The 13,038-nt window shown below is 31.5% G+C and carries 12 protein-coding genes; 3 read left to right on the top strand and 9 right to left on the bottom strand.

What is annotated here, in order from left to right; all coding sequences use genetic code 11:
* Positions 1–72 precede the first annotated feature (72 nt).
* The 8 genes from B3R94_RS13640 to B3R94_RS13605 all read right to left on the bottom strand — a co-directional run bounded on the left by B3R94_RS13640 (position 73) and on the right by B3R94_RS13605 (position 6,506).
* Positions 73–777 carry a formyltransferase family protein gene (locus tag B3R94_RS13640; RefSeq protein WP_038337233.1) on the bottom strand — a complete coding sequence of 235 codons (705 nt, stop codon included), beginning with the start codon at positions 775–777 and terminating at the stop codon, positions 73–75.
* Between the two features lie 2 nt (positions 778–779).
* Positions 780–1,634: a BadF/BadG/BcrA/BcrD ATPase family protein gene (locus tag B3R94_RS13635; RefSeq protein ID WP_038337231.1), complete on the bottom strand. Its 855-nt coding sequence runs from the start codon at positions 1,632–1,634 to the stop codon at positions 780–782.
* A 101-nt stretch (positions 1,635–1,735) separates the two neighbouring features.
* Positions 1,736–2,218: a DUF4625 domain-containing protein gene (locus tag B3R94_RS13630; RefSeq protein ID WP_052218032.1), complete on the bottom strand. Its 483-nt coding sequence runs from the start codon at positions 2,216–2,218 to the stop codon at positions 1,736–1,738.
* Positions 2,219–2,271: 53 nt separating this feature from the next.
* Positions 2,272–2,589: a hypothetical protein gene (locus tag B3R94_RS13625; RefSeq protein WP_038337229.1), complete on the bottom strand. Its 318-nt coding sequence runs from the start codon at positions 2,587–2,589 to the stop codon at positions 2,272–2,274.
* 7 nt (positions 2,590–2,596) lie between these two features.
* Positions 2,597–4,981: a TonB-dependent receptor gene (locus B3R94_RS13620; protein WP_291101501.1), complete on the bottom strand. Its 2,385-nt coding sequence runs from the start codon at positions 4,979–4,981 to the stop codon at positions 2,597–2,599.
* Positions 4,982–5,031: 50 nt separating this feature from the next.
* Positions 5,032–5,298, bottom strand: a complete 267-nt coding sequence (locus tag B3R94_RS13615) for a hypothetical protein (protein WP_291049116.1) — start codon at positions 5,296–5,298, stop codon at positions 5,032–5,034.
* A 66-nt stretch (positions 5,299–5,364) separates the two neighbouring features.
* On the bottom strand, positions 5,365–6,006 hold the full coding sequence (locus B3R94_RS13610) for a hypothetical protein (RefSeq protein WP_291101498.1): 642 nt from the start codon (positions 6,004–6,006) through the stop codon (positions 5,365–5,367).
* Positions 6,006–6,506 carry an RNA polymerase sigma factor gene (locus tag B3R94_RS13605; RefSeq protein WP_291061969.1) on the bottom strand — a complete coding sequence of 167 codons (501 nt, stop codon included), beginning with the start codon at positions 6,504–6,506 and terminating at the stop codon, positions 6,006–6,008. The genes B3R94_RS13610 and B3R94_RS13605 overlap by 1 nt, the downstream gene beginning before the upstream one ends.
* Positions 6,507–6,836: 330 nt before the next feature.
* On the opposite strand from B3R94_RS13605, the gene B3R94_RS13600 reads away from it, so the two are divergent.
* The 3 genes from B3R94_RS13600 to B3R94_RS13590 are packed head-to-tail and all read left to right on the top strand — an operon-like array spanning position 6,837 to position 10,390.
* Positions 6,837–7,529: a succinate dehydrogenase cytochrome b subunit gene (locus B3R94_RS13600; protein ID WP_038337219.1), complete on the top strand. Its 693-nt coding sequence runs from the start codon at positions 6,837–6,839 to the stop codon at positions 7,527–7,529.
* Between the two features lie 17 nt (positions 7,530–7,546).
* Complete coding sequence (locus B3R94_RS13595; RefSeq protein ID WP_291090015.1) at positions 7,547–9,559, top strand: fumarate reductase/succinate dehydrogenase flavoprotein subunit; 2,013 nt, start codon at positions 7,547–7,549, stop codon at positions 9,557–9,559.
* Between the two features lie 60 nt (positions 9,560–9,619).
* Positions 9,620–10,390, top strand: a complete 771-nt coding sequence (locus tag B3R94_RS13590) for a succinate dehydrogenase/fumarate reductase iron-sulfur subunit (protein WP_038337216.1) — start codon at positions 9,620–9,622, stop codon at positions 10,388–10,390.
* A gap of 646 nt (positions 10,391–11,036) precedes the next feature.
* On the opposite strand, the gene htpG is transcribed toward B3R94_RS13590, so the two are convergent.
* Positions 11,037–12,914: a molecular chaperone HtpG gene (gene htpG, locus B3R94_RS13585; protein WP_291101495.1), complete on the bottom strand. Its 1,878-nt coding sequence runs from the start codon at positions 12,912–12,914 to the stop codon at positions 11,037–11,039.
* Positions 12,915–13,038 lie beyond the last annotated feature (124 nt).

The raw sequence follows: 13,038 nt of genomic DNA, 5'->3' as shown, positions 1-13,038 counted from the left end.
TATGAAAAACATAAAAAAAAAAGCTGCCTCACTTTTGAGACAGCTTCTTTTTAATTTTTTTCTAAAAAATATTTAATCCCTTTTATATTTTTCTTTGTATGTTTCAAATGATTGCATCAAATTTTCTTCGATAGCTTTTGGCATTCTGCGCGTAGCCTCAAATTCATTTGATGAAAGTGATTTAAATTCTGAAAGTGTTGAAATTAATTCAATCGAATTAACTAACATTTCAATTTCTGTTTCATATTGACGATTAGCCAATGAATGAAATGTATCATTCCCATAAACAGGAACATATTGTTGTTCAATCAAAAAACCAGCGTCAGCTTCTGTGTCTACAAAATGAGTTGTAACACCAATCTCTACACCTTTTGTGATTGCCCATTTTAATGAATCTAAACCTCTCGTCAAAGGTAAAAAACCTGGATGCGTATTGATAATTTTATGATTTTCAACCAATTCATCTGGTAATAATCCTGCTCCTGCAATAATCACATATTCAGCTTTATAATCGTTTAATTGATTGTTCAACGTTTCAGCAGTTGTCAAATCAAAATCATAACCAAAATTATTACAGTAATCATCTAAATTTACTTGAATCGCCTTACTTGGACGATGTTGATAAATTGGTTTGAACGGATTTTCCCTTTGTATAAAAGGCAATGCAAATATTTTTACATTTTGGTAACCTTTAGCTTTTAATCCGTGTAAAACATCTTGTGTTTTGCGATGAGGAGTATTGTAAGAGATTACCGCTATTTTTGGTTGAGTTGCCATGATTATTTAATCAAATATTTTTTGTGATAATCAACAACATTATCAATTGGTTTTCTAATAATATGACCAACTGTCAAGTGATATTCTGCCGCAACCGAACGAATAACATCTTCGTAAATATGAGCAATTGAGCCAATGAAATTTAATTCAGAATGACGAGCTTCTTCGTAAGGCATAATTTGATATTCGATAAAAGAAGACATTGCATCATAAATAATTTTCTGAATAAATGGATCATTTTTATGTTCGACAACAAATTTATTGAAAGATGCTAAATATGTGTTTGCAAATTTATTTTGGTACACATTTTTATTTAACTCATCTACTGATAATTTATAATAATCATCAAAAGCTTTGGCTAAATGTGGAGGCATTTTTTTTGTGTAAAAAGCGCGTAATACACGTTTTCCTAAGTCATTTCCAGAACCTTCGTCACCTAAGATATAAGCTAAAGATTTTGTTTCTTCGCGCATTGTTGTTCCATCGAAATAACAAGAATTAGACCCTGTTCCTAAGATACAAACCATTGCAGGTTTTCCCATATAAGTTGCGTAACAAGCAGCTAATAAATCATGGTCTACGACAAATTCTGCATTTGTAAAGAAATTCTCTAAACCTTCTTTAACAACAGCATGCATTGCTTCGCTGGAAGTTCCTGCACCATAAAAAAAGACTTTTGTAAAATCATTTGCAACAGGTGCAAAATCTTCATTTTTTTGTAATTCAGTCGTAATATCTTCTGATGTTACAAAATACGGATTAAATCCGATTGTACTTGTTCTAAAAACTTCATTAAGGTCACTATCTAAAATTACCCAATCCGTTTTAGTAGAACCGCTATCTGCTATTGCAATCATTTTTTTGTTTTGATATAATTGAGGAGTGCTAAAATAACATTCTTTTAACAATGCGCATAAAAAAAAGCCTGAAATTTCAGGCTTTTTATATAAAAAAATAATTAATGATCGTGGCTATGGTCAACTATATCGATTTCGATGTATGTTTCGGATTGATTTCCTGCTTTATCAATTAGAATTAATCCTAAATGATATGCACCATCTACAATACCTTCTTGAGGAATTGCAACTTTATAATTGTATGCATATTCCTTTTTACCTGAAGGAATTGCTTCTTCTTTGGTAAATTCCCATTGAGTATTTGTAGAACTTGAAGCTTCTTGTACACTAGCAGAACGATGGTTATGAGTATGTCCATCTCCTGCATAATGAATATCAATTTTTACAGCTCCCAACTCAATATTATCTTTCAAGATAGCTTCAATATTAATCTCGTCACCTAAATGTAGGTGAGCTTCATCTTTTGGTGAAATTAAATTAATTTCTGGTTTTGTTGTATCTAATGAAGAATCATCTGATGAACAAGATGTAATGAATAATGCTGATAATGTTATAAATGAATAGTTTAAAATTGAATTTTTCATTGTTTTATTTTTTTTGAATTGAATATTATTTTTTTAAGATTTTGGTTGATTTATTAATAAACAAAATCCTGAGGCGGACCTCGTGTAAAATGATATTCAATTGTAGAATGTTTAATTTTTTCTACTTGTTCAAAACTTTCTTTACTGTAAAATTCTTCGTTCGGTTTTGATTCTATTTTTGGTTCATCATGCGTGTCAATAAAGACAGAGTAATAGGTGAAATGATTACATTGATGATGAATAATTTCTTTCTTTTGATTCGAAAAATCTTGTGAATGATCGATTAAAGAAAAATGTAATTGATTAAAAGTTGGAATCGAAAAAAGAATAATACTAAAGAAAAGTCCAAAAATAGGATGTTTCTTTTTCATGTATCAACTATTTTCCGAACGGAATTCCTAACATAATTTGTATGTTTCGAGCTTGTTCTGGTAATTGCAATGCACGATAAAAACTGGTGTGATTGTAATAGTTTTTATTGAATAAATTAGAAACCTGAACACTTAAATTTGCACTAAAATTATTGAATTTAAGTTTCGTTTTTCCTCCAATTCCAACCAAGAAATAACTTGGAGTGATATCTTCATTTTGTGCAATTTTATCTTGCTCAAATGTATATTTTCCATTTGCAAAAAAGCTCAAACCTTCTAAAAATGCAATATTTTGATTGATTTTATAATTAATTTGTCCAAATAAATTATTTGCAGGAGTGAAAGGAAGATAATTTCCGAATTTTTTATTTTCCGTAATTTGTCGATTGTATAAATATTCGTACACAAGATTTGCATCAAAATTTTCGTTGATTTTCTTACGAACTTCAAATTCAAAACCAGTCAACAAAGCTTTGCTTTGTGTATATTGATAAATTTGTCCACCATGAGGAAGAATCGAAAATTGTCCCGAAGGTTTTAAGAAAATATAATTGCTGAAATAATATAAATACGGACTTAGCGAAATATTCCAATCATTTTTGTGAAAAACAGATTTGAAATCTACAGCAATTCCTTTTTCTATATCAAGATTTTCGTCACCTCGTTCATGTCTAAAACTACCGTGATGAATTCCGTTAGAACCCAATTCTATAGCGGTTGGTAAACGGAAATTTGTTCCAACATTCAAATTGAAATCCCACGAATCATTTGGTTGAAAAGTTGCACCAATCATTCCGTTTAAATTACTAAAATTACGATCGATTGATTTGCTTCGATTTGCATAATAATCTGCAATTCCTTCCGAATTTCCTTTTTCAATTAAATAATTATACAGAAAATCATCAAAATAACCTTCCGATTTGAACGTCGAATAATCATAACGTAAACCAGCTGTAACTTTCCACGTATTTCCTTTTTTGAATTCTTCAATCAAAAATCCGCTAAAAATATTTCGGTCATATTTTGGTAATAAATAATTGTAACCTGCAATATTATTGGCTTGCAATTGCGCTTGCGCACCGATTATTGTTTTGAAATTTTTGTTGTGATTATGTTCGAATTTTAATTGAGAATCATACGTTGATAAATTAAAATCTAATTCTAAATCAGGATTTTTTGTTGGAGCAGGTTGATTCGCATAATGTGTGTGAAACGAACTAACTTCTTGGCGACGATTGTTTTGATAACTTGCCAAAAATTTTAAAACATCTTTTGAATTTAAACGAAATTCATTTTCGGAAATCACTTTAAAATGATTAACTTTTTGATAAGGAAATTCGATATTTCTATAATTTCCATCATCTTGAAGTCTATCTACAGAAGGAATTCCGTGTGAACCAGGAAAGAAACCGATTTTCTGATTAACGTTAGAAACAGTTAAAATTGAACGAAATTTTTCACCAATATAACCTGTTTGTATTTCAGCATTCAAATCTTGTCCAGCCGTATTTTTTACACGTTTATTGTAAATTGGTAAATAACGATTTAGGTAATAAATGCGATCAGTAGTCGTTCTGTAGTCTGCATAATCAGAATATGAACCTTTTATTTTATAGAAAAAATGATCGTTACGAGATTTCAAATTAAATCCAATTCCGTAATTATCATTTATTGATTGATATAAAGTTTTTACTTCTCCAGAAATTGAATGTTTCGCTGGTAAATTGTTATTGTTAATCTTGATAACTCCAGCAATAGCTTCATTTCCGTACTCCAAAGCCGCAGGACCTTTTATCACTTCGACATCTTCAACATTTAGCGCATCAATCTCCAAACCATGATCGGCTCCCCATTGTTGTCCTTCTTGTTTTACACCATTTTCAGCAACAATTAATCGATTGAAACCAAGTCCACGAATAATTGGTTTTGAAGCTGATGATCCAATTCCAGAAGCATTAACACCTGCAATGTTTTCAAGTGATTTGGCTAATGATCCTGCATAGTTTTCTTGAATATAAGATTGATCGACACGCTCTACATTAGCTGTTGAAAAATCGTGATGATGTCCTAAAACAGTAACTTCATCTAAATTATATGCTTTGTGAAAAGTAAGTGTAAAAACAAATTTTTGTTGCGAATCAAACGTAATATTTTGAGAAAAAGGTTCGTAACCTTGTTCATCAATTTGAACTTGATAATTTCCTTTGTTTAAATTCTCAATTCTAAATTTTCCTTCGGCATTTGTGTGATATTCTTCGTTGTTGAAGTATACAGTTGCGAAAGGAATTGGTTTTTGATTTTTATCTATAATTTGACCTTCGAAAATGTTTTGTGCAAACACAGTTCCGCACAATAATGTAGCCGCAATACTACATTTTATGTTGATTGACATAAATACAATAATTTAATAACGTTAAAAAAATAAGGTGGTTTTTTCTGAAATTAAATTGCGTAGGGCGGTGCTCGAAGACTTTTTTGAGTAAGTAATACAGCTTGTTTTACACGAGTTGTGTAAAGTGTTTTATCTTTTTGGATAAATGATTGACACCATTCGAATAACTCGATTTCTGAATCATTTTCTATAAAATGTTGATTGAAATGGCAAATTGTACAGCTATGATCGTGTACGTTAGAGAATTTGTCTTTCAACTCTTTGTGCTCTTTATTTAGAGTATGATCCAATATATGCGCAGACTGATACACTGTCATAAACAGTGAAATCGTTAGCATAAGATATTGGATAAATTTTTTCATTCAGTTTACAAAAATAAGATTTTATTTCATTTCTTTCAACTCTTTCATGTTTTGTTGAAGTTTTCTTAAAAATAAAAAATAAATAATCCCATAATAAACCGTTCCTATAATCACAATAAAAGCAACAGCAGTTATTATTGCAATCCAACCATAAATAGCAGCATTATTCAAAATTGGCTGTATATCATGAGCGTTTTTTGCCAAATAAATAGATTGGCCTAATTCATAATAAAATGGGGAAGAGGAAACAATTAAACTTAAAACAGTAAAAAGAATAAACAAGTTAACCAAACGACGAAATGAAATAATGTTTTTCATCAAATCGACGACAGATTGATTAAGATCTATTTTTTTGAAATAACGATAAGCCATCACCAAAAATCCAAACGTAATCACAATACTAAAAACCGAAGCGATCTCGTAATTGTTAATTGTTTTTTCTTCGACTAATGTTTTGACTTCGTTATTAAAAAAATTTTTTCCTGAAATTAAAACATATAAATTGTAGACAAGAAAAAGGATAAATTCGCAAAAAGTGAATATAAATAACCATTTTATTGTCGTTGATGATTTTTTCTTCAACATTTGAAAAATTTGATTTTGATCAAACTTTTCTTCTTCCTTTATGGAACCCCAAATTGATTTTAAGTCATCTAACTCCATTATTGTTCCATTTTAAACATTATTTCTTTTAATTTTATCTTCACTCTGTTCATCTTTACTCGTGCATTTACTTCCGAAATTCCTAAAGTTTCGGCAATGTCTTTGTAAGGTAAGTCTTCCAAAAATAGCAGTACCAATGCACGTTCTACGTCGTTTAATAATCTAATTGCCGCGTATAAAAGTGTGATACGTTCTTCTAAAAATTCGTCTTTGTCGTCTGATGTTAAGTTTAAAAATTGAGCTTCATTAAAATCAGTTTCACTGGATTTTGTTTTTTTTCTGATTAATGTAATTGCTGTGTTTAAGCTAACACGATACATCCACGTACTAAATTTTGAATCTCCCTTGAAGGAATCGTAAGAACGCCATAATTGCAATACAATTTCCTGAAATAAATCGTCATGAGAATCCTTGTCGTCTGTGTAAATACGACAAACCTTATGGATAATTCCCTGATTTTTCTCGACTAATTCGGTAAATATTTTTGCTTTATTATTCAAACTATTATTCTGTTGCTCTTTATATGTAGTAAAAAAAAGAATAATGTTACATACAACTAAAAAAATAAAAAATCCTCTTATATTTCTATAAGAGGATTAACCTAACTAACTTAAACCTATGAAAAGTTGTTCTACTTTTCTACTGCAAGTATAAAAATTAATTATTTATTAAGCAATAAAAATTTAGAAAAATTGTTAAAAATGTCTTAATTAACTAAGAATGATTCTAAACTATCGAAATCTGTTAACGAAATGATATATTTCATTGTGATTAGAGCAATGGGATGATTAAATTTGTGGAAATATCTAAAAAATTAAACGAATTGCTTTATGGCAAATGAATCATTACTAAAATCTTCGATTGGTAAGAAGTTCGCGATGGCGCTTTCAGCGTTATTTTTGATCGTGTTCTTGTTACAACATTTCGTGATTAATGCATTATCTGTTATTAATCCGAATGGGTTCAATGAAGTTTCGGCTTTCATGAGTGATAACCCTTTTATCCAATATTTAATGCAGCCTATTTTATTAATTGGTGTTGTATACCACTTTGTAATGGGGTTTGTATTAGAAGCGCAAAACAAGAAAGCGCGTGGACCAGTTGCTTATCAAAAGTATAATGGTGCTGCAAATGCTTCTTGGATGTCAAGAAACATGTTAGTTTCTGGATCTGTAATTTTAGTTTTCTTATTATTACACTTGTATGACTTTTGGGTTCCTACAATTACTGATCACTACATTGCTCCAAATCCTGAGTTTGCTCAAGGAAATTACTTTATGGATCACTTAAACCACGTTTTCACATTAGAAGGTGCTTTAAGTTTTGTAAGATTAGTAATTTACATTGTTGCATTTGTATTTTTATCATTACACTTACAACATGGTTTTGCGTCTGCATTCCAATCTATTGGAGCAAGACACAACAAATACACGCCAGTAATTGTTGCTTTCGGAAAATGGTACTCTATTTTAATTCCAGCTGGTTTCATTATCATTGCTGTTTACCATTTTTTTGTTAAATAATTAAATAATATCAAGAAATGAGTATATTAGATTCTAAAACTCCAGAAGGAGATATCGCAAAACAATGGAGCGAACACAAAGCACATTTAAACTTAGTGGCTCCAAATAACCGTGATAAAATTGATGTTATTGTTGTTGGTACAGGTTTAGCTGGAGGTTCTGCAGCTGCAACTTTAGCAGAGTTAGGATACAAAGTAAAAGCTTTTTGTTACCAAGATTCTCCACGTCGTGCTCACTCTATTGCTGCACAAGGGGGTATTAATGCTGCTAAAAATTATAAAGGAGATAACGACTCTATCTATCGTTTATTTTACGATACAATCAAAGGTGGTGATTACCGCGCTCGTGAGTCTAACGTTTATCGTTTAGCGGAGGTTTCTGGTAATATTATCGACCAATGTGTAATGCAAGGGGTTCCTTTTGCACGTGATTACGGTGGGTTATTAGATAATCGTTCTTTTGGTGGGGTACAAGTATCTCGTACTTTCTATGCGAAAGGTCAAACAGGGCAACAACTATTATTAGGAGCTTATTCAGCAATGAATCAGCAAATTCACTTAGGGCACATCCAAATGTACAACCGTCACGAAATGTTAGATATTGTACTTGTAGATGGTAAAGCTCGTGGTATTATCGCTCGTAATTTAATTACAGGTGAAATCGAAAGACATTCTGCTCACGCAGTAGTTATTGCTACTGGTGGTTACGGAAACGTATATTTCTTATCTTCTAATGCAATGGGTTCTAACGTAACTTCAGCATGGAAAATTCACAAAAAAGGTGCTTATTTTGCTAACCCTTGTTATGTACAAATTCACCCAACTTGTATTCCAACCCACGGAACAAATCAATCTAAATTGACTTTAATGTCTGAATCTTTACGTAACTCTGGTCGTATCTGGGTTCCTAAAAAGAAAGAAGATGCTGAAGCAATCCGTGCTGGTAAGAAAAAAGCAGTTGATATCAAAGAAGAAGACAGAGATTACTACTTAGAAAGACGTTATCCTGCATTTGGTAACTTAGTTCCTCGTGACGTTGCATCTCGTGCTGCAAAAGAGCGTTGTGATGCTGGTTATGGTATTGAAGCAAATGAAACTGGAGAAGGAGTTTACTTAGATTTTACAGATGAGATCAAGAAAAAAGGTCGTGAGGTTGCTTTCGCAAACGGAGATCAAAATCCATCAGATGCTGAAATCGAGAAATTAGGTAAAAAATGGATTGAAGAGAAATATGGAAACTTATTCCAAATGTATTGGAAAATTACAGATGAGAATCCATACGAAAATCCAATGCGTATCTATCCTGCAATTCACTATACAATGGGTGGTGTTTGGGTTGACTACAACTTACAATCAACAATTCCTGGATGTTTCGTAGTAGGAGAAGCTAACTTCTCTGATCACGGAGCTAACCGTTTAGGAGCTTCTGCATTAATGCAAGGTTTAGCAGATGGTTATTTCGTATTACCTTATACAATTGCAGATTATTTATCAGCAGATATTCGTACAGGTAAAATTCCTACAAATACGCCAGAATTTGATGAAGCTGAAAAGGCTGTTAAAGACCAAATTCAACATTTCTTAAGCAATAAAGGAACTAAAACTGTAGATAGTTTCCACAAACGTTTAGGAATTATTATGTGGAACAAAGTAGGTATGGCTCGTAATGCTCAAGGTTTAAAAGAAGCGATTGCTGAAATTGCTGCTTTACGTGAAGAATTCTATCGTGATGTAAAAGTTCCTGGTGATGCTAACGAAATGAATACTGAGTTAGAAAAAGCTGGACGTGTAGCTGACTTCTTAGAATTAGGACAGTTAATGGCAATTGATGCTCTTAACCGTAATGAGTCTTGTGGTGGTCACTTCCGTGAGGAGTACCAAACAGAAGAAGGTGAAGCAATGCGTGATGATGAAAACTATACTTATGTTGCCGCTTGGGAATATAAAGGTGATGATATCAACACTGAGGTTTTACACAAAGAGGAATTAAATTACAAATATATCGAGCTTAAAACTCGTAGTTATAAATAATAAAATCATTTTGCTTGATAACAAACTTTCAAGCAAAATGTCAAAATATCATATAGAATTATGGCATCATCAAAAACAATCAGCATCACGCTGAAAATTTGGCGTCAAAAAAACGCTAATGCTCAAGGAAAAATGGAAACATATTCCTTAAAAGATGTTTCTACTGATTCTTCTTTCTTAGAAATGCTTGATTTATTAAACGAGCAATTAATAGAGGAAGGAAAAGAGCCAGTTGCATTCGACCACGACTGTCGTGAAGGTATTTGTGGTATGTGTTCTTTATTCATCAATGGAGAAGCGCACGGACCAGATAGAGGTGTTACAACTTGTCAATTACATATGCGTATGTTCAAAGATGGTGAAACGATTTACATCGAACCATGGAGATCTGCTGCATTCCCAGTAATCAAAGATTTAATTGTAGACCGTTCATCTTTCGACCGTATCCAACAAGCTGGTGGTTACATTTCTGTAAACACATCAGGACGTACAGTAGATGCAAACAACATTCCAGTAAACAAAATGCATGCAGATGAAGCGTTTGACGCTGCAACATGTATTGGTTGTGGAGCTTGTGTTGCAACTTGTAAAAATGGATCTGCAATGTTATTCGTAGGAGCTAAAGTTTCTCAATTCGCATTATTACCACAAGGACAAGTAGAAGCTGCTCGTCGTGCTCAAAAAATGGTTGCACAAATGGATTTAGAAGGTTTTGGTAACTGTACAAATACAGGAGCTTGTGAAATCGAATGTCCAAAAGGAATTTCTTTAGATAACATCGCACGTATGAACCGTGAGTATTTATCTGCAAAAATTGTATCACAAGAATAATAACATTCTGATATATATAGAAAGAGCGACATATTTGTCGCTCTTTTTTTGTTATAATAATTGCATAAAAAAAGGATTTCAATTTCTTGAAATCCTTCCCAATGTCAAATTCTTTCTTCTGAATAAGTCCATTGTAACTTGTTCTTTTTAAATGATTATAAAAAAAGAATTTTTATAAATAGAACAAATATCTATTGTAAATAATAAATGAAATGTACTCATGTCTGATTGATTATTAATTATATGTAAAAATGCAAAAACTATGAGCAAAATCGATTTAAAAAGAACGTCTGGAGAAAAAAGGATTTCAATTTCTTGAAATCCTTCCCGAAATTTTTGATAATGATTTGAATTAATTTTCACCTTATTATGAAAATTCTCTGTCGGCTTAAAAATTTCGTTATTTTGTGGAAAAACAACTATTAATTTTAATGTTCTGTTTCAAAACAACTAAAGTATTTTGAAGTCCTGAACGAATAATTATTAATTCCTTGATGTAAATTAATGACAAAAATCATGTTTTGCAAATTATTTCAGACTAACTTTAAAAGTTTAACACATCAATAAATCTATTGAGAAATAAAAAATCCAGCACATTATGTGCTGGATTTTAAGTTTAAGATTACTAAAATATAGTGTTCTGAGATTATTTAATGTTCTTAAAACTTCTATTGATAAAATTTGTTAACTCTTTACCTTTTAACAAACCTTGTGATAATTTTGCTAAATCTAATGCTTGGTTAATCAACGCATCTTTTTCTTCTTTCGAATCTTTAGCTAAAATCTCTGTTGCTAAATCCGAGTTTGCATTCACAACAACATTATACATTTCAGGGAAATTACCCATTCCAAACATTCCAGCTCCACCAGAAGCCTGCATATCTTTCATACGACGCATAAATTCTGATTGTGTAATGATGAAAGGCGCATCTGTTCCAGATAAATCTTCTAATTGAATTGTATATGATTTGTTGTTGATTGATTCTGTGATTTCTGTTTTCAATTTTTCTTTATCATCATCAGATAATTTAGAAATTTTAACTTCATCCTTTTCAATCAAATTATTGATATGATCTGCATCAACACGAACAAATGTTACATTTTCTTTCGTTGATTCCAATTTCTGAATCAAGTGAGAAGAAATAGGAGAATCTAATAAAACTACTTCATAACTTTTTTCTTTCGCAATTTGTATGTATTGATCTTGTCCATCAACATCAGAAGCATAAAGAATAACTAATTTTCCGTCTTTGTTGGTTTGATTATCTTTGATTGCAGTATTCAATTCGTCCCAAGTAAGATATTTACCATCGACTGTTGGATACAATGCAAATTTGTCAGACTTTTCGAAGAATTTATCTTCCGAAATCATTCCATATTCAATGACAACTTTAATATCGTTCCACTTTTGCTCATAATCTTCTCGATTTTGATTCATTAATGAAGACATTTTATCCGCCACTTTTTTCGTGATGTGCGCCGAAATTTTCTTCACTGCTCCATCAGCTTGTAAGTACGAACGAGAAACGTTCAATGGAATATCTGGAGAATCAATCACACCACGCAATAACATCAAGAAATCAGGTACAATTCCTTTCACTTCGTCTGTTACAAACACTTGATTTTGGTACAATTGAATACGATCTTTATCAATATTGATATTGTTTCCTAATTTTGGGAAGAACAAAATTCCAGTCAAATTAAATGGATAATCAACATTTAAATGAATGTGAAATAAAGGTTCTTCAAATTGCATTGGATACAATTCTCTGTAGAAATTTTGATAATCTTCGTCAGACAATTCAGATGGCGCTTTTGTCCAAGCCGGATTTGTATTGTTGATAATATCATCAACTTCGATTTCCTCTGGTTTTGCATCTTCTGCAGCCCCTTCTGGTAATGGAAGTGTTTCTTTTTTCGTTCCAAATTTAATCGGAATTGGCATGAATTTATTGTATTTATTCAATAATTCACGGATTTTCCATTCATCTAAAAACTCTTTCGAATCTTCAGCAATATGTAAAATGATTTCAGTTCCACGCTCAGTTTTATCCGAATTTTCTAATGTAAATTCAGGAGAACCATCACATGTCCAATGAACTGCAGGCTCGTCTTTATATGATTTTGTAATGATTTCTACTTTATCCGCAACCATAAATGCAGAATAAAAACCTAAACCAAAATGTCCGATAATTCCGTCCGCATCTTGGTGTTGATTGATAAATTCTTCCGCTCCAGAGAATGCCACTTGATTGATGTATTTCTCCACTTCATCAGCCGTCATTCCCAAACCTTGGTCAATAATGTGTAAAGTATTATCATCTTTATTGATTTTTACTTCAATTTTTGGATTTCCGTATTCTACTTTTGCATCACCAATACTTGTTAAATGCTTTAATTTTAGGGTTGCGTCAGAAGCATTTGAAATTAATTCACGCAAAAAGATTTCGTGATCGCTGTATAAAAACTTCTTAATTAATGGAAAGATATTCTCTACCGAAACATTAATATTTCCTTTATTCATCGTTATTGTATTTTTATTATTTAATAATTAGTTTTTCTTGTAAATAGTCTAAAGCATGAGATTTATTGACGAATTCTAAATTTCAAAAGATATTCCAAATGAAATTTTTCTGACATTTTGTCGT

Source organism: Empedobacter sp. UBA7611 (assembly GCF_002484365.1).
GTDB classification, from domain to species: Bacteria; Bacteroidota; Bacteroidia; order Flavobacteriales; family Weeksellaceae; genus Empedobacter; species Empedobacter falsenii_B.
The sequence above is the reverse complement of the archived record's forward strand: the minus strand, read 5'-3'. Positions and strand labels throughout refer to the sequence as shown.